This is a genomic window from Brevibacterium yomogidense (assembly GCF_900163715.1).
GTDB lineage: Bacteria > Actinomycetota > Actinomycetes > Actinomycetales > Brevibacteriaceae > Brevibacterium > Brevibacterium yomogidense_A.
In genome coordinates, this window is record NZ_FWFF01000001.1 from 219,777 (window position 1) to 244,111 (window position 24,335).

19 protein-coding genes are annotated in these 24,335 nt (G+C 69.8%); 11 read left to right on the top strand and 8 right to left on the bottom strand.

Annotated elements, in window-relative coordinates; genetic code table 11:
• The first annotated feature begins 106 nt into the window (after positions 1 to 106).
• A complete protein-coding gene (locus tag FM105_RS00865) occupies positions 107 to 1,579 on the top strand; it encodes an APC family permease (protein ID WP_087003275.1) in 1,473 nt (490 codons plus the stop codon).
• A 153-nt stretch (positions 1,580 to 1,732) separates the two neighbouring features.
• On the opposite strand, the gene FM105_RS00870 is transcribed toward FM105_RS00865, so the two are convergent.
• Positions 1,733 to 3,082 (bottom strand): CaiB/BaiF CoA transferase family protein, encoded by a 1,350-nt coding sequence (locus tag FM105_RS00870; protein WP_087003277.1) that lies wholly within the window; start codon positions 3,080 to 3,082, stop codon positions 1,733 to 1,735.
• 150 nt (positions 3,083 to 3,232) lie between these two features.
• Between FM105_RS00870 and FM105_RS00875 the strand changes: the two genes are divergently transcribed.
• Positions 3,233 to 3,691 carry an acyl-CoA thioesterase gene (locus FM105_RS00875; protein WP_087003281.1) on the top strand — a complete coding sequence of 153 codons (459 nt, stop codon included), beginning with the start codon at positions 3,233 to 3,235 and terminating at the stop codon, positions 3,689 to 3,691.
• A 69-nt stretch (positions 3,692 to 3,760) separates the two neighbouring features.
• Here FM105_RS00875 and FM105_RS00880 read toward each other — a convergent pair whose 3' ends face one another.
• Positions 3,761 to 5,338, bottom strand: coding sequence for a phytoene desaturase family protein (locus tag FM105_RS00880; RefSeq protein ID WP_087003284.1), 1,578 nt, complete (start codon positions 5,336 to 5,338; stop codon positions 3,761 to 3,763).
• A 125-nt stretch (positions 5,339 to 5,463) separates the two neighbouring features.
• Between FM105_RS00880 and FM105_RS00885 the strand changes: the two genes are divergently transcribed.
• From FM105_RS00885 to FM105_RS00910, 6 genes are all read left to right on the top strand, one after another.
• Positions 5,464 to 6,063 (top strand): ArsR/SmtB family transcription factor, encoded by a 600-nt coding sequence (locus tag FM105_RS00885; protein WP_087003287.1) that lies wholly within the window; start codon positions 5,464 to 5,466, stop codon positions 6,061 to 6,063.
• A gap of 229 nt (positions 6,064 to 6,292) precedes the next feature.
• Positions 6,293 to 7,366 carry a serine hydrolase domain-containing protein gene (locus tag FM105_RS00890; protein WP_087003290.1) on the top strand — a complete coding sequence of 358 codons (1,074 nt, stop codon included), beginning with the start codon at positions 6,293 to 6,295 and terminating at the stop codon, positions 7,364 to 7,366.
• Positions 7,367 to 7,368: 2 nt separating this feature from the next.
• Positions 7,369 to 7,866, top strand: a complete 498-nt coding sequence (locus tag FM105_RS00895; protein ID WP_087003293.1) for a hypothetical protein — start codon at positions 7,369 to 7,371, stop codon at positions 7,864 to 7,866.
• A gap of 126 nt (positions 7,867 to 7,992) precedes the next feature.
• The gene (locus FM105_RS00900; RefSeq protein WP_256970126.1) at positions 7,993 to 8,640 is read left to right on the top strand and encodes an HAD domain-containing protein; all 648 of its coding nucleotides are present in this window, start codon (positions 7,993 to 7,995) and stop codon (positions 8,638 to 8,640) included.
• On the top strand, positions 8,637 to 9,530 hold the full coding sequence (locus FM105_RS00905; RefSeq protein WP_256970127.1) for a glutamate racemase: 894 nt from the start codon (positions 8,637 to 8,639) through the stop codon (positions 9,528 to 9,530). The genes FM105_RS00900 and FM105_RS00905 overlap by 4 nt, the downstream gene beginning before the upstream one ends.
• Positions 9,527 to 10,237: an HdeD family acid-resistance protein gene (locus FM105_RS00910; RefSeq protein ID WP_087003299.1), complete on the top strand. Its 711-nt coding sequence runs from the start codon at positions 9,527 to 9,529 to the stop codon at positions 10,235 to 10,237. Before FM105_RS00905 ends, FM105_RS00910 begins: the two co-directional genes overlap by 4 nt.
• A 52-nt stretch (positions 10,238 to 10,289) precedes the next feature.
• Here the strand turns inward: FM105_RS00910 and FM105_RS00915 are convergent, their stop codons facing one another.
• The 5 genes from FM105_RS00915 to hutI form a co-directional block, all read right to left on the bottom strand.
• The gene (locus FM105_RS00915) at positions 10,290 to 11,078 is read right to left on the bottom strand and encodes an IclR family transcriptional regulator (RefSeq protein ID WP_087003302.1); all 789 of its coding nucleotides are present in this window, start codon (positions 11,076 to 11,078) and stop codon (positions 10,290 to 10,292) included.
• Positions 11,075 to 12,853 (bottom strand): amidohydrolase family protein, encoded by a 1,779-nt coding sequence (locus FM105_RS00920; protein WP_087003305.1) that lies wholly within the window; start codon positions 12,851 to 12,853, stop codon positions 11,075 to 11,077. Before FM105_RS00920 ends, FM105_RS00915 begins: the two co-directional genes overlap by 4 nt.
• Entirely contained in the window at positions 12,850 to 14,118 is a 1,269-nt protein-coding gene (locus FM105_RS00925; protein WP_087003309.1) for an allantoate amidohydrolase, read from the bottom strand. The genes FM105_RS00920 and FM105_RS00925 overlap by 4 nt, the downstream gene beginning before the upstream one ends.
• A 64-nt stretch (positions 14,119 to 14,182) precedes the next feature.
• Positions 14,183 to 15,928 carry a histidine ammonia-lyase gene (gene hutH / locus FM105_RS00930; protein ID WP_087003312.1) on the bottom strand — a complete coding sequence of 582 codons (1,746 nt, stop codon included), beginning with the start codon at positions 15,926 to 15,928 and terminating at the stop codon, positions 14,183 to 14,185.
• 163 nt (positions 15,929 to 16,091) lie between these two features.
• Positions 16,092 to 17,279 carry an imidazolonepropionase gene (gene hutI / locus FM105_RS00935; protein ID WP_087003315.1) on the bottom strand — a complete coding sequence of 396 codons (1,188 nt, stop codon included), beginning with the start codon at positions 17,277 to 17,279 and terminating at the stop codon, positions 16,092 to 16,094.
• A 312-nt stretch (positions 17,280 to 17,591) separates the two neighbouring features.
• Here hutI and FM105_RS00940 point away from each other — a divergent pair, with 312 nt between their 5' ends.
• From FM105_RS00940 to FM105_RS00950, 3 genes are all read left to right on the top strand, one after another.
• Positions 17,592 to 20,144 (top strand): immunoglobulin-like domain-containing protein, encoded by a 2,553-nt coding sequence (locus FM105_RS00940; protein ID WP_087003318.1) that lies wholly within the window; start codon positions 17,592 to 17,594, stop codon positions 20,142 to 20,144.
• Between the two features lie 246 nt (positions 20,145 to 20,390).
• Positions 20,391 to 20,708: a TM2 domain-containing protein gene (locus FM105_RS00945; protein WP_087003321.1), complete on the top strand. Its 318-nt coding sequence runs from the start codon at positions 20,391 to 20,393 to the stop codon at positions 20,706 to 20,708.
• Positions 20,709 to 20,952: 244 nt separating this feature from the next.
• Complete coding sequence (locus FM105_RS00950; protein ID WP_087003324.1) at positions 20,953 to 22,557, top strand: BCCT family transporter; 1,605 nt, start codon at positions 20,953 to 20,955, stop codon at positions 22,555 to 22,557.
• Here FM105_RS00950 and hutU read toward each other — a convergent pair.
• Complete coding sequence (gene hutU / locus FM105_RS00955; protein WP_087003327.1) at positions 22,527 to 24,287, bottom strand: urocanate hydratase; 1,761 nt, start codon at positions 24,285 to 24,287, stop codon at positions 22,527 to 22,529. The genes FM105_RS00950 and hutU overlap by 31 nt on opposite strands.
• Positions 24,288 to 24,335: the final 48 nt, after the last annotated feature.

Here is a 24,335-nt window from a genome sequence, read left to right on the forward strand (position 1 = left end):
TCCACCATGTGCAGGACCTGAACCGGCGCACCTCCTGAACTGGCGCACCGCCTGCATTGGCGTATTACCCGCACTGACGATGACGTCACGACCGGAGGAGCCCACCATGAGCAAGCCGACCGACAGCCACTCCCCCCGCGCGGAGGTGAGTGAGACAGGCCTCGTGAAGGCGCTCGGCAGCTGGGATGCCCTGTTCGTGGGGTTCGGCGCGATGATCGGCTTCGGCTGGATCGTGCTGACCTCCGGATGGCTCCAGAGCGCCGGCACGCTGGGTGCGATGCTCGCGTTCGCGGCCGGCGGCGTGATCATGATCTTCGTGGGCCTCGTGTACTCGGAGCTCGTCGCCGCGATGCCGTTCGCCGGCGGTGAGCACAACTACCTGCTGCGCGGCATGGGGCCGCGGGCGGCGGTCTTCGGGTCATGGGCGATCACCGGCGGCTACATCTCCGTCGTGATGTTCGAGGCCGTCGCGATCCCCCAGACGGTCGAGTACATCTTCCCGAACCTCTCGCAGATCTACCTGTGGAACTTCGCGGGCTCCGACGTCTACCTCACGTGGGCGCTCGTCGGATCCGCAGCGGCACTCATCATCGGCCTGATCAACATCCGCGGCATCAAGACGGCCTCGCTGGTCCAGACGTTCGTCGTGAGCTTCCTGCTGATCGTCGGCCTCCTGCTGATCTTCGGCACCGCTGTGGGTGCCGAGCCGTCCAACGCACAGCCGCTCTTCACCGGCGGTGTGCCCGGCATGATCGCAGTGCTGGTCGCAGTGCCCTTCCTCTTCGTGGGCTTCGACGTCATTCCGCAGTCCGCGGAGGAGGTGAAGGTGCCACCACGGCGGATCGGCGCACTCGTCGTCGTCTCCGTCCTCATGGCGATCGTCTGGTACCTGCTCATCATCTTCACGTCGTCGATGGCGATCCCGTCGTCCGACCTCGCGAACTACGAACTCGTGACGGCGGATGCGCTGGCGATCCTGCTGGGCCACGAGATCTGGGGCACCATCGTCATCGCCGGCGGTCTCGCGGGCATCATCACCTCATGGAACGCCTTCCTGATCGGCGCGTCGCGCCTCATGTTCTCCATGGCGCGGGCGCGGATGATCCCACTGTGGTTCGGGAAGCTGCACCCGAAGTACCGCACCCCATCGAACGCGGTGATCTTCATCAGCGCGCTCGCATTCATCGCTCCGTTCCTGGGATCGGGGATGCTGGGCTGGATCGTCGACGCCGGATCGCCGGCGATCATCATCGCCTACTTCATGGTGTCGGTCGTGTTCCTGGTGCTGCGGAAGAAGGAGCCGCGCATGGACCGCCCGATGCGGGTGGGCGGACGCGGCAATGCCGGCGGCACCGTGATCGGCGTCCTGTCCGTCATCCTCACGGCGCTGCTGCTGTTCATCTACATCCCGGTGACGCCCTGGTCGGCGCAGCTGGGCTGGCCGTCGTGGGTGATGTTCGGTGCCTGGATGCTGCTGGGCATCTACTACCTGGCACGACTGCCGGGCGGCATCAAGCCGGGTGAGAACGCGGAGGATCAGCTCATCGCCGCAGTGAAGGCGAAGCGCGGGGAGCGGTGAGGTGTTGGGGGTGGGGCTCTCCTCAACCCACCAGCCTCACCTCACCAGGTACAGCGCGAGGCACCAGCTTTCATCAGACCGCACAGCTTCTTTCCTGTGCGGTCTGATGAATGTTGGTGGGTGGCGGGGAGGGTGCGCCGTGGAGGTGCGCGGTCAGGCCACTCCGGTCGATACCTTCAGCGCCTCGATCTCATCGGCGGTGAGGCCAGCGGAGGCCAGCAGCTCCTCCGTGTGCTCGCCCACTCGGGGCGCACGCGCCGGCTGCACGTAGGGCTCACCGCCGCCGCGCACCTGACGAGCCGCACCGTCGACCGCAGCCTCTGCACTCTCGGCGTCCGCACGCCCAGCACCCTCGACGGCAGCATCCGCACGCCCAGCGTCCGCACGTCCGGCACCCGCACGTCCAGCATCCGCTCCCCCGGCCCATGACGCCCCGCCGAGGTCCGCGAAGCGCGGTGCCGGTGCCGGCTGGCGGACGTCCGCCTCGTCCCGGTAGAAGAGGTCGCGGGCGACATTGTGGGGATCGACCTCGGCCTCGGCCCACGACCGGATCCCCATCGTGCACGCATCGGATCCCGCGAACAGCTCGTCCAGCTCCGCCCGCGTCCGCGCAGCGATCGCCTCCGTGAACACGGCGCGCTGGGCGGCCCAGTGCTTCGGGTGCCGGTGCTCCCCCGGGCCCATCGCGGGCAGGCGATCAGCGATCCCCATCTTCTCGACGAACTCCGCGTAGAACTGCGGTTCGATGCAGCCGACGCTCACGAAGTCGTCGTCCGCGGTCCGGTACACGTCGTAGAACGGGGCACCGGAATCAAGCATGTTGCGACCGCGGCCCTCGCGCCACAGCCCCTGCGCCTCGAAGCCGAACTGCATCGCCCACAGCAGGTTCGCCCCGTCGCCCATCGTGGCGTCGACGACCGCACCGGTGCCGGAGATCCGTGCCCGCAGCAGCGCGGCGACGATGCCCAGGGCCAGCTGCATGCCGCCGCCTCCGAAATCGCCTGCGAGGTTCGCCGGGAACTGCGGCGCTTCATCCGCACGTCCCAGCTGCGCCAGCAGTCCAGACCCCGCGATGTAGTTCATGTCGTGGCCCGCACGGTGGGAATCGGGACCCGTCTGGCCCCAGCCGGTGACGCGGCCGTAGACGAGCGCGGGGTTCTCCGTCATGAGGTCCTCGGGGCCCAGGCCCATCCGTTCGGCGACACCGGGCCGGAACCCTTCGACCACACCATCCGCCGTGCGCGCCAGGCGGCGCACCGCGTCGACACCCTCGGGAGACTTGAGGTCGAGCACGATCGAGCGCTTCCCCCGGTCCAGCACCGGGTTCACCGGATCCATGCCGACGCCATTGCGGTTGCCGGCGGCTTCCTGGGGACGGTGAACGCGGATGAGCTCCGCGCCCAGGTCGGCGAGCACCATGCTGGCGAACGGGCCGGGGCCGATCCCGCCGAGGTCGATGATGCGGACCCCCGCGAGCGGCAACGGAGGGGTGTGTTCGGTCATGACGACTCCTTCGTCGAGTGGCTACGCACACGTCCCGTGAGACGCACTATGCGAACGATTGCTAAGTTGGACACTAGACTTCCGCTCACGAGCGGGCAAGACGGCTGACGCCCGCGCCCGCTTCGCACACCACAGGAGACCCGAGACACCGTGACTGTTTTCCCTGCTTTCGTCGCCACCCCGCAGATCCGCTGGTCGGATCTCGACCTGCTGGGCCACGTGAACAACGCCCGCATCGTCACGCTCATCGAGCAGGCCCGCATCGACTGGCTCAACACGATGCGCGACCGCGAGGCGATCGCCGCGCCCAAGCTGGTCGCCCGTGTCGAGCTCAACTACCGCACGCCGGTCCTCTATGGCCCGGAGCTCCAGGTGCAGCTGGGGATCGGCCGCGTGGGCGGGTCGTCGTTCAGTATCACGTGCCGCGGAATCCAGGACGACACGGTCGTCTTCGACGGACTCAACGTCATGGTCATCCTCGACCATGAGACACAGCGCCCAACCAGGATCCCGGACATCGACCGGGAGTTCCTCTCCCAGTTCGGCACGTTCGATCCGGCACACGTCATGGATGTCACCGCGAAGCCGCTGGCCTCGGCGGTCAGCTGACCCGCAGCCGCAGCCTGCGGACCGACTCCGCAGTCGGCTGACCATCCCACGCGACCAGCTGGCCGCCGCTCACACTCCGAGCGGTACATGCTCGCGGATCCCGAACTGCTGCGCCAGCACGTCGCGGGCCGCGTAGAAGCCCGCCATCCCGTGGACTCCGGGCCCCGGCGTCGTCGCCGCGGAGCACAGGTACGCCGAGGTCCCAGCCAGCCTCTTCGTCTCCCACGCCCACCGCGGCCGGGCTACGAGGCGCGCGAGTCCCAGCCGTCCGCCGCTGATGTCGCCGCCCACCAGGTTCGCGTTGTGCTCCGCCATCCGGCTGGCGGGCGTCCCTCGCACCGCGACGATCCGCTCCCGCAGTCCCGGGGCGAATCGCTCGAGTTGGGCGAGCACGAACCGGGTCGGGTCGATCGGACAGTCGGCGGGGACATGCGCGTAGGCCCACACGGGTCGCAGACCGTCCACCACGCGTGACGCGTCGAACCGCCCCGGATCGCTCACCAGCACGACCGGTCGCGCAGGCATCCGACCTGCGACGACCTGCGACTCCGCCGCCGCCATCTCCGCTCGCGTCCCGCCGACGTGCACGGTCCCCGCATCGCCGAGGCGCGGGTCGCCCCACGGGATCGGCCCGTCGAGTACCAGGTCGACCTTCGCCGCACCCGGCCCGTGCCCCAGATCCTGCAGGCCCCGGCCCACACGAGCAGGGAGGGTGTCGCCGAGGACGGCGGCAGCGGCCTCGGCGGTGGTGTCGAAGAGGACCGCGCGGGCAGGCGGCAGGTCCTCGACGGACCGGACGCGGACGCCCGTGCGGGTCTCGCCGCCGTGGGCCTCGAGGTCGGCGAGGAGTGCATTCGCGATCGCCTGCGAACCACCCACGGGGATCGGCCAGCCGTCGGCGTGACCGAGCATCGCGAGCAGTATCCCAGTCCCCGCAGTCGTGACCGAGGGCTGGCGACCGATCGCGTGGGTCGCGACCCCGGTGAGCAGCGCCTTCGCCTGTTCGGTGCGCCACGGCAGATTCCACAGCGGAGTGCCCTCGCCCCCGACGCGGAGGCCGAAGGAGGCCAGCGCGCGGGCTGCGGCAAGACGGTCGGCGGCGCGCGGACTGGCAGGGGTGCGCAGTCCGGAAAGGGCGTCGCGCCGGGCGCCGACGCCGTAGCCGTAAAGACCACCCAGACCGCCTGCGAGCCGCGGCAGTGAGCGTTTGTCGCCCAGTGCGGCGGCGACGATCGCGTCCGGCGCGGCGAGCAGCGGGCGGAAGAACCGCTCCCACGTGGGAGCGTCGGGCCCCAGACCAGCCACAGTGCGTCCGAGGTCCCGGTGGGCGAGCGCCGCCCGCCGACTGTCGAGCGGCTGACCGTAGGAGACGTCCGGCGTGACGAGCTCGACACCGCGACTGCGGAGGTCGAACGCACGGAAGAACGGACTCGCAACTGCCAGGGGGTGCACTGCGGAGCAGAGGTCGTGCGTGATGCCGGGCGCCAATCCGAGGTCGAGTGTGCGAGCACCGCCGCCCAGCGTCGATTCGGCCTCGAGGACGAGGACGGACAGACCCGCCCGGGCCAGGACGACCGCGGCGGCGAGCCCATTGGGGCCGGAACCGACGATGATCGCATCAACGTCACGCGCAGGACCGGCACTCATGGCGTCATCGTAGTGCGGCAGTCCCGCACACCTGCGCTGCGGAGCCGCCGCATCTCGACCTCACGGCCCCCACCTTCACGAAACTAGGTCATTGACGTAATTACGTACTTCCGTAGACTGGTGGCATGAGCACCCCACCTGACGAGGCACTCCGCACTCGGATCGCCGAACTCGAGGCGCGCGTGGATCGTCTCGAAGAAGAGGGCGAGCGCGCGGATCGCCGCGAGGACGGCGAGCGCACCCTTCCGGATCCGGACCCCGCACAGGCAGAGACCGCTGCCAGTGGCCCCGCGTCCTCCAATCCCGCCCGGCAGGCCGACGATGACGACCCCTACTGGGTGCTCACGGGCCTGCAGGAGCGCTATCCGGACGATGACGTCGTCCTCTACGGCGGCACGATGTCGACCGACGGCGGCGGCTACCGCTGGCAGTACGGCCTGCCGACGCAGACGGTGCTCGACGGCGACTTCGCCGATGCCGCTCCCGCCCTTGCCGCACTGTCGCACCCCGTGCGCCTCGCTCTGCTCCAGGCCGTGCTCACCGGCACGCACGCCACCGCGGACCTCGCCGCTCTGCCCGGCCTGGGCACGAGCGGACAGGTCTACCACCACCTCAATCAGCTCTCCTCCGCCGGCTGGCTTCGCTCCCCCCGCCGAGGCCGCTGGGAGGTCCCCGGCGAACGCACCATCCCGCTGCTGGCCCTCATCATGGCCGCCACCACCTGACACACGCCCGGACGCTATCCACCGTCGACTAACAACTGCCAGACCCTCCGGACTGACCCCCGTTGGGAAAATCCTGCTCCCGTTTCTCCGAAGGAGACGCCTCGTGGACTCCACGACCACTGCCGCCGAAGCCCCTCCACCTCCCGCAGAGCCCTCCACGGCTAGAGAACCTCAACCACACCGATCCCCCACCCGCCGCATCCTCGCCGCAATAGTCGCAGTCACCTCCATGGTCGCGCTCGCAGCGTTCACCCCGTGGGAGCGCGGACTCTCCGGCACGCCCACGGGCGACGCGCAACTGGCGGCGGAGCTCGAACCGTTCCTGGACTCGGGCTACATGCGCGACGTCTCCGCCGCGGCGATCGAGCCTGACGGCACTGTCCGCTTCACCGGCTGGGGAGCTGATGAGCACGACCAGTTCGAGATCGGATCCATCACGAAGACCTTCACTGCCGCCCTGCTCTCCGACGCGATCGAGCGCGGCGAGCTGACGGCGGAGACCACGCTCGGCGAGGTGTTCGCGGAACTCGAGGGGACCTCGGTGGGAGACCTCACGATGGAGCAGCTGGCGACCCAGCACACGGGACTGCCCAAGTCGATCGACGCCGCACCCGTCACCCAGATCTGGAAGGCCTACCTGCGGCTCGACCCGTATGTCGAGGACCTGCCGTCGCTCCTCGAGCGTGCTCAGGACTTCGACACGGATCCCGGGACGTACGTGTACTCGAACACCGGGGTCGCTCTGCTGGGGCACGCGGTCGCGCAGGCCGCCAGCACCGAGTATCCGCAGCTGGTCCACGAGCGTCTCCTGGAACCGCTCGGCATGGAGGAGACGATCGTCCCGGAGTCGCCCGCGGACCTTCCGTCCGACGCCCCAGCCGGATTCACGAACTCCGGGGTGCGCACCGGCCCGTGGACGCTGGGGGCCGAGGCGCCGTCCGGCTCCATCCGCTCCACCGCGCATGACATGGCGATCTGGATGCAGGCAGTCGCCGATGGCGACGCCCCGGGCGCTGACGCCGTCGAACCGCGCACGGAGCTGGAGGGCGGCGGCTCGATCGGCTACGCGTGGCACGTCACTCCCCTGGACGGCACGGAAGTCACGCGGCACAACGGCGGTACAGGCGGCTACCGCTCGTATGCCGGGTACTCACCGGACGGCCGGGCGGTCGTCGTCCTGTCGAACACGGAGACATGGGTCGATGGCGCAGCCGGCTACCTCACAACGGATCCCGACGGTGAGGGCGGACCGGGTGCGCCGCCTGAGCCCGAAGCCGCCGACGACACGACCACGGAGGAGTGACCATGTTCGAAAGCCTCGTCATCCCGCTCATCGGCACGGTCGTCCTCCTGGGCTGGCTGGTGCCCGTCGCGTGGGCGCTGCGCCCCGCCCACACCCGTCAGGCTGATGCGCTCGTCGCGGGTGGATCTGGAGACGGCTTCCCATCGGCAGCCGCTGTTCCGACACAGCAACACAGCTCGCTCGCCGGTGCGAAGGTCGCACGTGCCCTCACCCGGAATGGGCTGCTGGGGGTGCCGCTCGCAGTCCTGACGGTCTTCCTCGTGGCCCGACTGCTCTTCGACCTGCCGGGGTGGTTCCAACTCGCCTGGGTCGTCAGCATCCTCATCGCGGGCTACGCGATGTGGCGGTGCGCCCTGCTCTGGCCGAGCGCCGGACGCGAAGAGGACCTGCGTTCGGTCGTGACGGCACACGGCATGCGGCCGGTGGGGCTCCCCTGGGCCATGATCGTCACGGCACTGGTTGTCCTCGCGGTCTGGTTCGTCCCGCCGCTCTTCTTCTGACACCGTTCGGCACTGCAAGTACGAGGTGCATCTCGCTGGCATCCAGACCCACCACCGCCTCGGGCCACAGTCCCCACGCGTTCCGGATCACAGTCCTGACGCAGGCGCGGCCGGTAGTCTGTGCGTGTGAGTGGAACGGGCGCGACCGAGGCGGCACGGGGCCACGCGACTCTGTTCCTCGACGTCGACGGCGTCCTCAACTCCTACCCCGTCGCGGGGCTGCGGTACGTGAAGGAGCGTCGCCGGAAGGCACGCGCCTGGGCGTTCGAACTCCACTATCGCCCGCAGATCGTCCGCGCGCTGGACCGCCTCGTGGAGACACACGACGTCGACATCGTCTGGCTGTCGACCTGGTCGCATCGCTGCACCGATGAGCTGGAGCCGGCGCTGAAGTTCCGGCACTCGTTCGACGTGGTGCCGATGCCGGACGACTCCTTCAACCGGTTCGCGGGCGACCCGCAGGTGTGGTGGAAGGCGATCCACATGACCGCGTGGCTCGACGAGGACCCGGACCGCCGTGCCGTGTGGGTCGACGACGACCTCGCCGCGCCCGTCACCCGCGCGCACTTCGCCGAGCAGTACCCCGATCGCCTCCTCATGGTCGCGCCGACGTTCTCCGAGGGCCTGCAGGCACCGCACCTCCGCACCATTCGCGACTTCCTGGATCCGAGGTCCCGCAGGGAGCGTCGCGCTGCCCGCCGGGCCGGCCGCACGGATGGAGCCCGACTGCTCACAGGGAATGCCACCAAGACCGACCGGGAGGACGCACAGTGACCATCGCCGCTCCTCCCCCACAGACGGACGGTCCCGCCCTGCGCATCGGTTTCCTCGATTCCGGCCTCGGGCTGGTGGGATTCGCCGACGCCCTGCTCACCCGCGCGCCGTCGACGGACCTGGTCCTCGGGATGGATCCGGCGAACAGTCCCTACGGAGCGCTGACCGCGCAACGGCTCACGGAGGTCGTCCTGGCGTCCGCGGGCTCGCTCGCGCAGTGGGAGCCGGACGCGATCGTCGTCGCCTGCAACACCGCGAGCGTGCACACGCTGGGCGCGCTGCGGGCGGAGTTCGAACCGCGCATCCCCATCATCGGGACGGTGCCGGCGATCAAGCCGGCTGCAGCCACGAACCGTCCCTTCGCGGTGTGGGCGACGGACGCGACGACGGCCAGCGACTACCAACGCCGCCTCATCGACGCCTTCGCCGCGGACCTGCCGGTCACCCGGGTGGCGGCGACCGGCCTCGCGGATGCGATCGATGCAGGTTCTCCCGAGCGGATCGAATCCGCCATCGCCGAGGCCGCCGCCCAGACCCCGACCGATATCGCCTCCGTGGTCCTGGGCTGCACCCACTACGGACTGGTCGCGGATCGTATCCAACACGCGCTGGCACAGCGCGGCATCACCGGCCTCACACTGTTCGACTCACCGGACGCCGTCGCCGCGCAGACGCTCCGCCGTGTGCGGGCGACACATGCCGCGGGTGTGGCTGCGGTCCCGCTGGGCACGGCGACAGCACCGCTGCCCATCCAGGCGACAGGTTCGTACGGTGCGGACAGCGGGGGCCGCATCCTCGCCACCTACCTGTCCGGGGAATCAGGTCGCCTACCGGCGGTGTTGGACACGTATACCGCGGGACGACGACTTCTTCAGAGGGAGACACCATGACGATGCCGATCGGCGGATTCCAGTCCGCCGGAGACCCGGACGTGCTCACACGGATGCTGGGACGGCTGCGGATGTCGTTCATGATCCAGGGCGGCTTCGCGATCGTCGCGGGCCTGCTCTTCCTCGTGTGGCCGTTCGAGTCCGCGACCGCCTTCGTGTTCGTATTCGCGGTGTGGCTCCTGGCATCTGCGGTCCTGTCGGCGGTCTTCTCCGTCGTCCGCAAGCAGGGCAGTCTGCTGGGCACTTTGGTGCCAGCCGCACTCGGCATCCTGCTCCTCTTCATCCCCGAGGCCGCGGGCGCCATGATCGTCTTCCTCGTCGCCTTCGCCTCTCTGCTGGTGGGCGGGCTGTCGGTCGCCCTCTCGCTGAGTGTGCGTCGCATGGGCGTGAAGGGGTGGTGGCTCACGCTGCTGGCGGGCATCCTGGCCGTCGCCTACGGATTCCTCGCCCTCTTCAACCCCGCCGCTGCACTCACGGGCCTGCTGTGGGCGCTGGGCGCGCTGCTCATCGTCATCGGCGTGGCCGTCATGATGCTGGGCTGGCGCATCGGGAAGATGGCGATCCACACCCCGGGCGCCGGCGGACCGGGCATGCCCGGGATGCCAGGGTTCGGCGGTCCCGGGGTAGGCGGCCCGGGTCGGAGCGGCACCGGGGGCTCCGGTCGCGGTGGGCGCGACGACGACGTCATCCCTGGCGAAGAGGTCTGAGCCTCGGTCCGCTTGTGTCGGGCCGACCCAGCTCGGTCCCGCCCGCAGGCCCTCATCGCAGACGTGCGGTGAGGGCCTGCGCTGTTCGGTGGACAGGCTGAACATGCACCGGCGCGGCTGCAGCGGCAGTCGCTCCGACCTCGGGGGCGGTACCAGGTGCTGTCCCTGCCGCCTTGTTGGCCACGCTCACACCGATCGCCGCGATCGGCCTCTCCAGCACGTCGAATACCGGAACCGCGATGGTGCGGCCGCCCGGGGTGACCTCGCCGTCCTCCTCCGCGTACCCGCGTCGGCGGGTCAGAGACAGCTCGGCGCTCAGCTGCGAGAACGTCCGCGGTCCCCGCCCCGTCCGGTTGACGAACTCGGTCTCGCCCTGCAGAGCCGCCAGCAGCTCGGGCTTCGGCAGATGCGCCATGATCGCGCGCCCCGTGGCTGTCAGGTAGCCGGGCAGTCGCACACCGGCCGCGGTGATGAGTGCCAAAGACTTCGGCGAGCTCTCCTTCAGCAGGTACACCGTCTCCCACCCTCGCAGGACTGCCAGCTGTGCCGTGCCGCCGGTCTCCTCCGCGAGCTGCCGCACCAGCGGAGCCGCGAGGTTCTGCAGCGGGTTCGTCCGCAGATACGAGGCCCCCAGCTCGTGGACGCCCGGGCCCAGCACGTAGCCGGATTCGACTCGGTGGACCATGCCGAGCTCCTCGAGCACACCCAGCAGGTCGTACACCGTCGACCGCGGCAGATCGAGCAACCGCACGAGCGTCCCGGCGCTCACCGCGCGGTTCGAGGCGGACAGCTGGCGCAGGATGGCGACGCTGCGGCGCAGTGCCGGAACCTCGGCGCTCATGACGGGGACTCCGTTGCGTCAGGCACCTCAGCAGCGGTCTGCCGCGTGTGTGCTGCGGACGCGTCGAGCCCCAGCGCGGCGTATGCGTCGCGGTAGAGCGCGCCGATGTCGCCCAGCGTCGTGTGCCTGCCGTCGCGCACCCGTACTCGCCCGGCTGTGACGACCGTATGCACGTCCGCCGAGCTCCCCGCCAGCACCACCTGCTCCCCCACCGACCCGTACGTCCGAGGGCTCGCCGGGTCCACCGCGAAGAGGTCGCACACGCGGCCCACCTCGAACGACCCTGCTGGAAGATCCAGGCTGCGGGCGCCTCCGGTCGTCATCGCTTCGATCAGCTGGGTCGGGGTGAACCGTCCGCGCTGCCCGGAGCGCAGCCGTTCACCCGCTTCCAGTCCCTGCAGCTCCCGCAGCGCGTCGAGCACAACGTGCTGGTCGGAGCCCAGGGCGATCGTCGCGCCCGCATGCGCGAGGTCGAGCGCCGGCCCGATCCCGTCGGCCAGATCCGCCTCCGTGGAGGGACACATGACGATCGTCGTGCCCGCTGCACCCAGCGCCGCGATGTCCGCCTCCGTCAGGTGCGTGGCGTGCACGGGTGACAGCGCGGGGCCCAGGACACCCGCGTCTTCGAGCACCCCTGTGGGCGTGCGGCCGTAGGAGGCCAGGCACGCGTCGTTCTCTGCGGGCTGCTCGGAGACATGGATGTGCACGGGACCGCCGAGTTCCTGGAAGCGCGCGATGTCCGCCGCGGGTACCGCTCGAACGGAGTGGATCGCGGCCCCCAGGGTGACGAGGCGGGCGGATGCCGCCTCGGCGGGCGCCCCTGCAGCCGGCTCCACCGCGGCGGTCTCTCCCTCTCCCTCTCCCGTGACGCACCGGTTACCGGCACGGAACACCGCGCCGTGAACCGGCGCCTCGGACCGTTCACCGGCGTCTGGGCGCTCCGCCGGGTTCGGTTCGTCCGCGAGGGACGGGCCAGTGGTTCGAGGGACACCCGCAGACACCCGTCCGTCAGACCGGCGGCCCGTCCCTCGCGGTGAGGGGGCCCGCACGGAGGGGGCCCGCACGGAGGAATCGCGCGCCTCGAGAGTCCGGGCGAGGTCCGCGTGCCTGCGGAGGTAGCCGTCGATGTCCCCGTCGCCGAACCGCGCCTGCTCCTCCGAGAGCTCCTCCCCGATCGCCCCGGTCAGATAGCAGGTGTCCAGGAGGCGCATGCGAATGCCGACGTCCTCCGCGGCCGCCGCGAGCGCCAGCTCCATCGCGTGCGTTCCCGCAGCATGCTCGGAACCTCCCGCTCCCCGCCCGTACGGTTCGCCGCCTGGCGCGTGGTGGACGTAGTGGAACTCGCCCACACTGGTCCACCCGCCGGCGAGCATCTCTGCGAACACTGCCCGCGCCACCACCCGACACGACTCCGGGGTGAGTCTCCGCGCCACGTCGTACATGACCTCGCGCCACGTCCAGAAAGTCCCGCCGTCCGCGTGGGTGCGGCCCCGCAGCATGCGGTGGAACGCGTGCGAGTGCGCGTTCACCCCACCGGGGAACACGATCCCGGACAGCTGCTGGACACCGTCGGCCGGGAGCTCGGCGGCGGTGACCCCGACCCGCACCTCTGTGAGGAGACCTGCGTCGTCCGTCCGCAGGAGCACACCGTCGCGCACAGCACCGTCCACCCAGGCGCGCTCGCACCAGAAGGCCGAGGCCCCGACTGGCCCCGGTTCTCGGGCAGGCGCCGAGGCATCCCCCAGTGCCGAGGTCTCCGGCCGTGCCGCGGTCACGACCGGTCCTCGACTCCCACTCCCTCCGCTCCCGACTCCTCCACTCCCAGCTCCATCGCCAGGGCATCGGCGAGTGCCCGCACGCCTGCGCGGGCGTCATCGTCCTCGCAGGCCTCCTCCGCCGCGTGGGACACGCCGGTGGGGTTGCGGACGAACAGCATGGCGGACGGCACGTGCGCGGCGAGGATGCCCGCGTCGTGGCCCGCACCCGTCGACTGCGCGGGCGCTTCCGGCAGCAGCGCCGACAGCCGCTGAGTGAGGTCGGTGTGGAAGTGGGTCGTCGGCGAGTACGACTCCTGGTCAACGGTGAGTGTGACCTCCTGGCCCCGGTATCCGGCACCCGAGGCCCGGTCACGGGCCCGCGCGGCGATCTCCTTCAGCACCTCCTGGACAACCTCGTCATCGGGGTGGCGGATGTCGAGCCACACGTCCATCGCGGAGGCGATGACGTTCGTGCCGCCGGGGTGCACCCGCATGCGGCCGACCGTCGCGACCGCACCGTCGAAGCGGCCTACGATCGTCGGGATGTCTCCGATGATGCGTGCCGCCGCGACGACCGGGTCCGCGCGGCGCGCCATGGGGGTCGTGCCCGCGTGGTTGCCCTGTCCCTCGAAGCGGATGTGCCAGCGGCCGTGACCCAGGATCGACGACCCCACCGCGACCGGCTGATCCGTGTTGATCAGTCCCACGCTCTGCTCGACGTGCAGCTCGAGGAACGAACCGATGCGACTCAACCGCTCGTCGTCCCTGCCCACCCGCTCCGGGTCCAGGCCGTGGCGGGTGAGGACCTCTGCGAACGTGTCGCCGCGGTCGTCGGTCATCGCAAGCGCGCGCTTCGGCCCGACCGCACCCGTGAGCAGGCGCGACCCCAGGCATGAGATGCCGAACCGGGATCCCTCCTCTTCTGGGAACACCGCGATCGCGAGTGGTCTGCGAGCGCGTGCGAGCCTGCCCGACTCACGGAGCTCGTCGATCGCCGCAAGCGCCGAGGCCACACCCAGCGGCCCGTCGAACTCACCACCGCCTGGCACCGAGTCCAGGTGCGAGCCGGTCACGACCGCGTTCTCACCCGGCGGGGTCGCCCAGGCCCACGTGATGCCGTTGTGGTCGACCTCCACGTCGAGGCCGCGGGACTCTGCCTCCGCAATGAACCATTCGCGCAGATCGCGCTCCACGCGACTGAAGCCGGGACGCAGGTAGCCGGGACCTCGCGGGTCGCGGCCGGTGTCCTTGATCTGTGCCAGCAGGGAGACGACGTCCGTCATGGTGATCCTCCTCCAGTGCGGTGAAGCGGGTGTGCGGGTCAGTGGGAGCGTGGGGCGATGGGCCTCAGGGTGCAGGGGCAGCGGATGGGTCAGTGGCAGTGCGCGCTGCGCGGGCAACGGCCTCGGGCGCGGCGAACTCGGGAAGGACGCGCACGAGGTGGGCCGCGGAGTCCGCGGCGGCGAGGATCTCACCGGAGCGGACCAGGGCGATCGTCGCCTCGAGCTCCGGGGAGAGGAAGCGATCTGGGCCCGGCCCGGGGACGGTGGGCCGCAGGCGCTCGAGCACAGCGGTGGAGACGGGGGACGGAGCGGCGTCGCGCAGCTCCACTCCGCGGGAGGCCGCGTAGAGCTCGATCCCGACGACGTTCGCGAACGCGTCGACGGAGCGGCGCAGCTTGCGGGCCGCGGCCCACCCCATGGACACGTGGTCCTCCTGCATCGCCGACGAGGGGATGGAGTCGACGCTCGAGGGTGCCGCGAGGCGCTTCATCTCCGAGACGGCGCCGGCCTGCGTGTAGTGGGCGATCATGAGACCGGAGTCCACACCGGGGTCGTCCGCGAGGAACGGGTTGAGGTCCTGGTTGCGGGACGTGTCCATGAAGCGGTCGGTGCGGCGCTCCGCCATCGAGGCGACGTCGGCCAGCACGATCGCCAGGAAATCGAGTGCGTAGGCCAGCGGTGCGCCGTGGAAGTTCCCGTTGGAGGACACGGTTCCGTCGGGCAGGACGACGGGGTTGTCGATCGCGGCGCGCAGTTCGCGGGAGGCCGTCTGCGCGGCGAAGGACACCGCATCACGAGCCGCTCCGTTGACCTGCGGGGCGCAGCGCAGGGAGTAGGCGTCCTGGACGAGGTGCGTCGAGTCGCGGTGGCTCGCGACGATGCCGGAGTCGGTGAGCGTCGTGAGCATGTTCGCTGCGGCCTCAGCCTGGCCCGGATGGGGACGCAGCGGGTGGTGGAGATCCGGCTGGAAGACGCGGTCCGTGCCGAGCAGTCCCTCAACACTCATGGCGGCGGTGACGTCAACGGTCGTGAGGAGGACGTCGATGTCGTGGAGGGCGAGAATCAGCATGCCGAGCATCCCGTCGGTGCCGTTGACCAGTGCGAGGCCCTCCTTCTCGCGCAGTTCGACGGGAGCGATCCCGGCCTCGGCGAGAGCTTCGGCGGCCTGGACAGGTGCAGTGGGGGTGCCGTCGTCGGCCAGCGGTCCGTGGACCTCTCCCTCACCCATGAGGACCAGCGCGCAGGCGGACAGGGGCGCGAGGTCCCCCGAGCAGCCCAGCGACCCGTACTCGTGGACCACGGGGGTGATGCCCGCATTGAGCAGAGCGACGTAGGACTCGAACGTCTCCGTGCGCACACCCGTGCGACCGGTCGCGAGCGTGCGGGCGCGCAGGAGCATGAGGGCGCGGACGACCTCGGGCTCGACGGATGCGCCCACGCCGGCGGCATGCGAGCGGATGAGCGACTTCTGCAGCTGCGTGCGCAGGTCGTGCGGGATGTGGCGCTGTGCGAGCGCGCCGAACCCGGTGGAGACGCCGTAGACCGGGCGGTCCGCGGTGGCGAGAGCGTCGACCGCATCCCGGGCCTTCGCGACGGCGTCCCGCACCGCCTTCGGGATCGTGACCCGTGCGCCGTAGCGCGCGACGGCGACGACGTCCGCGAAGCTCAGCGCGTCGGGGTCGAGCGCGACGGATGCCGGGGCCGAGGCGCCTGCCGGGTCGTGGGAGGTGGGCCCGTGGGAGGTGGTCCGGTCGTGGGCTCGGGCCACAGAACGGTCGGCTCGGGTGCGGTCGGTGGGGGTGTCGGTCATGGGGCCTCCTTGCTGCGGGACGGAACGGTGGTCGTCGGCCGGGGCCGACGGGATGCCCTCAGGTCCATCGTCGCCCATGTGGACGCGGAACGGGAGGGGTACGGACGAGGTCGTGCGACGGGGTGTCACGGTGGAGTCGTGCGGCGCAGTCAGCGCGGCGGGGTCAGTGCGCTTCTTCACCTGCGACGAAGACGCGCTGCACGAGCGGAACCCCCGGCCGGTACATCAGCTGCACGTAGGACGGCGCGTCGAGGATCGCGAAGTCTGCGCGGGCGCCCGGGGCCAGGTGGCCGACGTCCGTGCGGCGGAGCGCGCGGGCGCCTCCCGCCGTGGCCGCGTGGAGCGCCTGTGCGGGGGTGAAGTGCATGTCGCGGACGGCGACGGCGAGGCAGAACGGCATGGAGTTCGTGAAGCTCGACCCGGGGTTGCAGTCGGTGGCCAGTGCCAGGTGCACGCCGGCCGCGACGAAGCGGCGGGCGTCCGGGTAGACCGCTCTGGTGGAGAATTCCGCGCCGGGCAGCAGGGTGGCGACGGTGCCGGCGTCGGCGAGTGCGGCGAGGTCCTCGTCCGTCGCGTGCGTCGCGTGGTCGGCGGAGGCGCAGCCGGTCCGGGCGGCGAACTGCAGTCCGTCACCGTGGTCGAGCTGGTTCGCGTGGACGCGCGGCAGGAGGCCCGCGGTCTTCCCGGCGGTGAGGATGCGCTCCGTCTGCTTAAGCGTGAAGGCCCCGCGGTCGCAGAAGACGTCGATCCACTTCGCCGCGTCTGCCCGCGGAATGATCTCCTCGACGATGAGGTCGACGTACCCGTCCGGGTCGTCCTCGTATTCGGGCGGGAAGATGTGGGCGGCGAGCAGAGTGGCCTCGCTGGTGTGGCGGGCGATGATCTCCAGGCCGCGCAGCTCGTCGGAGACCGTGAGCCCGTAGCCGGTCTTGATCTCCAGTGTGGTCGTGCCCTGGCGCCGCGCCTGGTCGACGAGGTGGACGAGGTTCGCTTCGAGCTGTGCGTCGGTGGCTGCACGCGTGGCGTTCATCGTCGTGCGGATGCCGCCGGCGGAGTAGGACTGTCCGGACATCCGGGCGGCGAACTCCTCCGTCCTGTCGCCGGCGAAGACGAGGTGGTTGTGGCTGTCGACGAAGCCGGGGATGACGGAACGGCCCGCGACGTCGACGGCGAGGTCGTCCGAGGAGGCGGACGGGGCATCGGCGGCGGGGCCCGCGAAGGCGACGTGGCCGTCCTCGACAACGAGGACGGCGTCGTGCACGACGCCCAGCCGGTCACCGGGGTCCGCATGGTGCGCGTGGGCGGGGTCGTTCGTGACCAGCTCTGCGATGCCGGTGATGCGGGTGCTCATCGTGGCTCCTCCTGGCTGCGTGCGGGGCGGTTGGGCGGGGCGGTGCACGGCGGCGGGCGCGATCGCCGACGTGATGTGAAGCCAGTATGCGCGCGTAGGAGCCGGCTGGAACGGGATCTGAGGAAAGCGCTGTCCGATATTTCGGACGAGACGTCGCGTCGTTCCGTCGGCTTCGCCCTCAACGCTCCACACCCAGACCCTTCGCGTGCGCTCCACACTCAGCACCCTCCAGCTTCACTTTCGGGTAACCCTCAGGAAACTCCGCCCCCATAGCGTCGTGCGGGCACAGCCCCACTTCCGTGAAGGACCCCCATGAAGCATCTGACCAGGTTGTTCGCCGCCACGGCAGCACTCACACTCCTGAGCCCGGCGGCCGCCACCTCCGCCTTCGCCTCACCGTCCGATACCGTCTCCCCGACGAACCTGCTGGTGAGCGGCGAGGCCGAGTGGAGCTACCTGGACGACGACACGGACCCCGCCGACGGCCTGCCCGAGCGCACAGACTGGACCGACGCGTCCTTCGACGACTCAGCATGGGAGTCCGCTACCGGGTCGTTCGGTGCACTCCGCGGCGAACTCGACGAGCTCAACGGCGGCTTCACTCCGGACAACCTGCTCCAGCAGTACAAGGACGGCGAGGGCGCGCCGAATACTGAGGCCTTCTTCTTCCGCACGAACATCACGGTCGAAGCCGAGGACCTGGAGGACGCCGGCCAGCTCGCCGGGGCCCTGCAGTACGACGACGCGGCGACCGTCTACGTCAACGGCGAGCGCGTCGCAGGCTTCGACGATGACGGTATCGACTACCCGTCCGAGGGCGAGCGCCGGAACATGCAGTACGGCGGGTCGAACCGGTCCGCTCCGCAGGAAGGCACCTTCGCGATCGACCCGGAGGTCCTGGAGCCCGGTGAGAACACGATCGCCGTCCAGCTGCACCAGGGCCGGGCCACGAGCTCCGACCTGTACTTCGATTTCAAGGACCTCGCGCTCGAACCGGAGCCGGGGAAGGTCGGCCAGTCGTCGATCCTCCTGGGTGTGGGATCGGATCAGTCCGAGCGGAACCTGTCTTGGTTCACCGATTCCGGCGTCGACGAGTCCGTCCAGATCGCTGCGGGGCAGCACGAGACCCTGCCGGGCAACGCGCAGACCTTCGAGCAGACGGAGCGCGGCACCGCCGACGACGGCGCGAACGACTACGTGCACTCCACCGTGACCGGCCTTGAGCCCAGTACCTGGTACTCGTACCGCGTGGGCAGTGAGGAGGGCGGCTGGTCCGACGTCCAGCAGTTCCAGAACCACGACGCAGACCTCGAGCACGAGTTCACGTTCATCGGCGATGCGCAGATCGGTTCCTCGGGCAACATCGAGAGCGACGGCGACGGCTGGCAGACCACGCTCGACCGCACGAATGAGATGTTCCCCGACTCGCACTTCCTCCTGTCCGCCGGCGATCAGATCGAGACGGGCTCCGGCAATCCGGACGAGTACCAGGCCTACCTCGAGCCGGAGCAGATGCGCACGCAGACGTCGGCGCAGACGCTGGGCAACCACGACTACGACGGCAACCAGCCGCAGGCGCTGTTCGGCCAGCACTTCAACCTGCCCAACCAGTGGGAGGGCGACCCCACCGGCGGCAACTACTGGTTCACGCAGAACGACGTCCTGCACCTCAACATCTCGACGGAGAACCGCGACTTCGAGTCGCACCGCGAGTTCATCGAGCAGACGATCGCGGAGCAGGGTGACGAGACCAGCTGGACGATCCTCACCTTCCACCGCTCGATCTACAGCGCCGGCATCCACGCGCACACGGACGGGCGGGAGATCCGCGAGGAGTTCGCGCCGGTCCTCGCGGATATCGAGGGCATCGACATGGTGCTCGCCGGTCACGACCACACGTACGCGCGCACGCACCTGATGGACGGCACGGAGGTGTCCAGCGAGGAGACGACGCAGGCGCCGGAGGGCCATGACCAGGTCCATCCTGAGGGCAACGAGCTGATGTACATCACTGCGAACTCGTCGTCCGGCAGCAAGTACTACAACCTGGTGCCGGAGTCGACAACCCCGTGGACCGCGGTGCGCGACCAGTCCCGCACACCCACGACGGCCAATGTCGAGGTGGGCGAGTGCTCGATCACGACGACGTCCGTGCGTGTGGACAACGGCGAGCAGATCGACAAGGTCGAGCTGGTCAAGGACAAGACCGGTCCGGAGATCGAGACCCCGGGTGACACGGAGCTGACGGTGGGAGACGATTTCGATCCGATGGACGGAGTCGAGGCGTCCGACGAGTGCGGCGAGCTGACGGACGAGGGCATCACGGTCGACGGAAGCGTCGACACTGCCACGGCCGGCACGTACGACCTCACGTACAGCGCGACGGACACCGCCGGGAACGAGGGCACTGCGACCCGCACCATCACCGTCGCCGAGGCCCCCTCGCCGGAGCCGACCGAGGATCCGACACAGGACCCGACGGACGAGCCGTCCGACGAGCCGTCCGACGACCCGTCGGACGATCCGACGGACGGACCGTCGGATGACCCGACGGATCAGCCGACCGGTGAGCCCACGGATCAGCCCACCGACGGGCCGATCGACGACCCCTCGGACGACCCGAGCGACGATTCCGACGAGGGCCGTGACGACGATGGCCAGGATGACGGCCAGGGCGACGGCGGTCAGGACGACGAGGGTCAGGGCGATGACGGAGACGACGCCCCGCAGGGCGGCGAGGACGACCGCAACGACGGCGGAGACCTGCCGCGGACCGGCGCGACCCTTGCGGGCCTCGGCGCGGGTGTGACCCTGCTGGGTGCAGGCATCGCAGCGCTCGTCGCCTCGCGTCGCAGGAAGGCGTGACGCCGAGCTGAGAGCCAGCCGGGCTACCGGCCGGACAACCAGCCGGGCGACCAGCCGGGCGACCATCCGGGCGACCATCCGGGCGGGGCCCACCGACTCGTGTCGGTGGGCCCCGCCTCGTCATGGGTGCGAACGCTCCGGTCGCCCGCGCGCGGCAGGTCCGTTCCCCAGACGTTCGCGTGACGTTGCGGAACTGACACACGGAAACAGTGCGGGCCGGGGGTCAGCGCATCGTACGCTTATGCCATGAACAAGTCCTACCTCGTCACCTGGGCCCTCGCACAGTTCCTGGGCACCCTCGGCATCGACCGCTTCTACCTGGGCAAGATCGGCACCGGCATCCTCAAGCTCATCACCGCCGGCGGATTCGGGATCTGGGCCCTCATCGACCTCATCATGGTCCTCACCGGCAACACGCGGGACAAGAACGGCCAGCCGCTCGAGGGCTTCGAGCAGCACAAGAAGGTCACCCGCATCGTCACGATCGCCCTTCTCGTCCTCGGACTGCTGTCCGGCGGCTGCTCCGCGATGCTGACCGCAGGGAACGTCACTGAGATGATGTGACACCGACCGGCCCCGAGCCGCACACAGAAGAACCGCCTCCGCGTCCTCACGCGGGGGCGGTTCTTCTGTGTGCTCCGTCCCATAACGCTCGAAGCGACGGTTCCATGCGAGCGCCGCCTGTCATCGGGGCTAGGGTATACCGCGCCGTGAATAGCGAAACGGCTCTGACCGTCCGCCCAGCCCTGCAGCGCCTTCAGCCTCCTGACCTGAGCGGACACCCCCTAATCAGCAGGCAGAAGGAATCATGGACCGTCTCGACGGCAGTACTCCCAGCGACCCCCCTCAACGTCCGTCGGATGTCCCTCCGGCCGAACGGACACGCCCCGTCGGCGCGGTGTTCTGGGGAGCACTCGCCATCATCGCCTTCTTCGTCGTCTGGGCATGGATCTCCGCCACCTCGCTCAACGATGCGATGACGTCCGCGATGAACGCGGCTGCGGGCAGCGTGGGCTGGCTGTACCTCCTCGTCCCACTGGGCTGCATCGGCCTGCTGATCTACCTGGCGCTCAGCCGCTACGGCACGATCCGCCTGGGATCCGACGAAGCGCGCCCGGAGTACAGCACCTGGGCATGGCTCGCGATGATCCTCTCCGCCGTGATGGGGGTCGGCCTCATCAGCTACGCGGTCGCAGAGCCCATCTCCCACTTCGCCGCTCCCCCGCACGGACGCGCGGAGGCGGGCACGATCGACGCGGCCGTCACCGCGATGCAGTTCTCCTACTTCGACTGGGGCCCCCACGCGTGGGGCGTGTTCGGCGTGTTCGGACTCGCCATCGCGTACTCCACCCACCGGCGGAAGCGCCCCGGCCTCGTCTCGCCGATGCTCCGTCCGGTCTTCGGGGACCGCGTCGACGGGTGGCTGGGCAAGGTCATCGACATCTTCGCCGTCATCGCCACCCTCTTCGGCACGACGACGTCGCTGGGCCTCGGCGCAGCCCAGATCGCGGAAGGTCTGGATGGTGTGTTCGGCATCCCGTCAACGATGGTCGGACAGATCGTCATCATCGCCGTCATCACCGTGCTCTTCACGCTGTCCGCCCTGTCCGGCGTGCACCGCGGCATCAAGTACCTCAGCCAGACCACGATGCTGCTGTCCGCCGGGCTGGGCGTCTACGTCCTGATCGTCGGTCCCACGAACTTCATCTCCAACCTGTTCTTCCGGTCGGTGGGCCAGTACCTGAGCGAGTTCTTCGCCGTCAGCCTCATCACGCCCACCAGCGCGGAGGACGTCGAGTGGATGCAGTGGTGGACCTTCTTCATGATGGCCTGGTGGCTGAGCTGGGGCGCGTTCGTCGGAGTCTTCCTCGCGAAGATCTCCCAGGGCCGCACGGTCCGCGGCTTCGTCGCAGGAGTGGTCGGGATCCCGAGTCTCGTCTTCTTCCTCTGGTTCACGATCTTCGGCGGCACGGCCATCAGCCTCGACATGAACGGCGCCGGTGACATCGGAACGGCAGCGGCCGCGGACATCAACTCCGCGTTCTTCGCCATGCTCGAGCACCTTCCGCTCGTGACGGTCACCTCGATCATCGCGATCGTCCTCGTCGTCATGTACTTCGTGTCCGGCGCCGACGCGAACACGTTCGTCCTCAGCATGATGTCCTCGCAGGGCTCCCTGCACCCGCGCCGCGCGATCCTGCTCGTCTGGGGACTCGTCACCGGACTGACGGCCGTCGTGCTCCTGCTGGTCGGAGGCCTCGCAGCACTCCAGCAGGCCGCGATGCTCTCTGCCCTGCCGTTCACGCTGATCGTGGCGCTGCTCGGCATCTCACTCGTGATCGAGCTGCGGGGCGACGCGGAATTCAACGCGTCCCAGCGGAGTCAGACCACCGTCGAATCCGGATCGCGCTGATCCAGCGTCACGTCGCTCGGCACCCAGACGCCGCGCTCGTGCGCGACCTCGTGCGCACGGTCGTAGCCGGCGTCCACGTGCCGCAGCACGCCCATGCCGGGATCGTTCGTCAGCAGGCGCTCCAGCTTCTGCGCGGCCAGGTCCGTCCCGTCGGCCACAGAGACCTGGCCGGCGTGGATGGACCTGCCCATGCCGACTCCGCCGCCGTGGTGCAGCGACACCCACGTCGCCCCCGATGAGGTGTTGACCAGCGCATTGAGCAGCGGCCAGTCCGCCACCGCGTCGCTGCCGTCGGCCATCTCCTCCGTCTCCCGGTAGGGCGAGGCGACTGATCCGGAGTCCAGATGATCGCGTCCGATGACGATTGGGGCGGACACCTTCCCCTCCGCGACCAGGCGGTTGAAGAGGAGACCCGCCTGATGCCTCTCCTTGTAGCCCAGCCAGCAGATGCGGGCCGGCAGCCCCTCGAACTCGACGAACTCGTTCGCCGCATCGAGCCACGTGTGCAGGTGCTCGTTGTCCGGGAACAGATCCTTGAGGGCCGCGTCCGTCACGGCGATGTCCTGCGGGTCCCCGGACAGCGCCACCCAGCGGAAGGGGCCCATCCCCTCGCAGAACAGCGGGCGGATGTAGGCGGGAACGAAGCCGGGGAACGCGAACGCACGGTCGTAGCCGGCCGTGCGGGCTTCATCGCGGATCGAGTTGCCGTAGTCGAACACCTCTGCACCGCGGTCCTGGAACTCGACCATCGCACGGACGTGACCCGCCATGGACTCCTGCGCCCGCAGGGTGAACTTCTCCGGATCCTGTGCCGCTTCCTCGTGCCAGTCGTCCAGGCTCACGCCCACCGGCAGGTAGGACAGGGGGTCGTGCGCGGACGTCTGGTCGGTGACGATGTCCACCTGCGCGGACTCGGGCCGGTCCAGCAGGGTGGGCAGCACCTCGGCGGCGTTGCCCACGAGTCCCACGGACAGCGGACGCCTCTCCGCCTTCGCGGCCAGCACCTTCGCGAGTGCCGTGTCCAGGTCCGTCTCGACCTCGTCGAGGTAGCGCTTGGACCGGCGCCGGCGCAGGCACGCTTCGTTCACATCGATGATGAGGCACGCGCCGCCGTTGAGGGTGACGGACAGCGGCTGCGCACCGCCCATCCCGCCGCAGCCCGCGGTGACGGTCAGTGTGCCGGCGAGCGTCCCGCCGAACCGCTTGTCCGCGACCGCGCCGAACGTCTCGTAGGTGCCCTGCAGGATCCCCTGCGTCGCGATGTAGATCCAGGACCCGGCGGTCATCTGGCCGTACATCATGAGGCCCTCCGCCTCGAGCTTGCGGAAGTGTTCCCAGTTCGCCCAGTCGCCCACGAGATTTGAGTTGGCCAGCAGGACGCGCGGTGCCCACTCGTGGGTGCGCAGGACGCCGACGGGCTTACCGGACTGTACGAGGAGGGTCTCGTCGTCCTCGAGTTCGTCGAGGGTGCGGACGATCGCGTCGTAGGCCTCCCACGACCGTGCGGCGCGGCCCGTGCCTCCGTAGACGACGAGGTCCTCGGGACGCTCAGCGACCTCGGGGTCGAGGTTGTTCATGAGCATCCGCTTGGGCGCCTCGGTCTGCCAGGACTTGGCGGTGATCTCCGTGCCGCGTGGGGCGCGGATCGTGCGGGAGGGGTCGTGGGTGGTGCGGGTGGGAGTGGTGCTGGTGGTGCGGGGGCGGAGCGCAGAGTTGGTCGGCTGTGACATGGGAACTCCTCCGGTGCGGACGGCGGCGAACAGGATCGGATCCGTTGC

Excerpts from the sequence above, each read along its gene's own strand:
- FM105_RS00865 (WP_087003275.1), top strand. The coding sequence starts at position 107 with ATGAGCAAGCCGACCGACAGCCACTCCCCCCGCGCGGAGGTGAGTGAG.
- FM105_RS00870 (WP_087003277.1), bottom strand. The coding sequence starts at position 3,082 with ATGACCGAACACACCCCTCCGTTGCCGCTCGCGGGGGTCCGCATCATC.
- FM105_RS00880 (WP_087003284.1), bottom strand. The coding sequence starts at position 5,338 with ATGAGTGCCGGTCCTGCGCGTGACGTTGATGCGATCATCGTCGGTTCC.
- FM105_RS00885 (WP_087003287.1), top strand. The coding sequence starts at position 5,464 with ATGAGCACCCCACCTGACGAGGCACTCCGCACTCGGATCGCCGAACTC.
- FM105_RS00890 (WP_087003290.1), top strand. The coding sequence starts at position 6,293 with ATGGTCGCGCTCGCAGCGTTCACCCCGTGGGAGCGCGGACTCTCCGGC.
- FM105_RS00895 (WP_087003293.1), top strand. The coding sequence starts at position 7,369 with ATGTTCGAAAGCCTCGTCATCCCGCTCATCGGCACGGTCGTCCTCCTG.
- FM105_RS00910 (WP_087003299.1), top strand. The coding sequence starts at position 9,527 with ATGACGATGCCGATCGGCGGATTCCAGTCCGCCGGAGACCCGGACGTG.
- FM105_RS00915 (WP_087003302.1), bottom strand. The coding sequence starts at position 11,078 with ATGAGCGCCGAGGTTCCGGCACTGCGCCGCAGCGTCGCCATCCTGCGC.
- FM105_RS00925 (WP_087003309.1), bottom strand. The coding sequence starts at position 14,118 with ATGACGGACGTCGTCTCCCTGCTGGCACAGATCAAGGACACCGGCCGC.
- hutH (WP_087003312.1), bottom strand. The coding sequence starts at position 15,928 with ATGACCGACACCCCCACCGACCGCACCCGAGCCGACCGTTCTGTGGCC.
- hutI (WP_087003315.1), bottom strand. The coding sequence starts at position 17,279 with ATGAGCACCCGCATCACCGGCATCGCAGAGCTGGTCACGAACGACCCC.
- FM105_RS00940 (WP_087003318.1), top strand. The coding sequence starts at position 17,592 with ATGAAGCATCTGACCAGGTTGTTCGCCGCCACGGCAGCACTCACACTC.
- FM105_RS00945 (WP_087003321.1), top strand. The coding sequence starts at position 20,391 with ATGAACAAGTCCTACCTCGTCACCTGGGCCCTCGCACAGTTCCTGGGC.
- FM105_RS00950 (WP_087003324.1), top strand. The coding sequence starts at position 20,953 with ATGGACCGTCTCGACGGCAGTACTCCCAGCGACCCCCCTCAACGTCCG.
- hutU (WP_087003327.1), bottom strand. The coding sequence starts at position 24,287 with ATGTCACAGCCGACCAACTCTGCGCTCCGCCCCCGCACCACCAGCACC.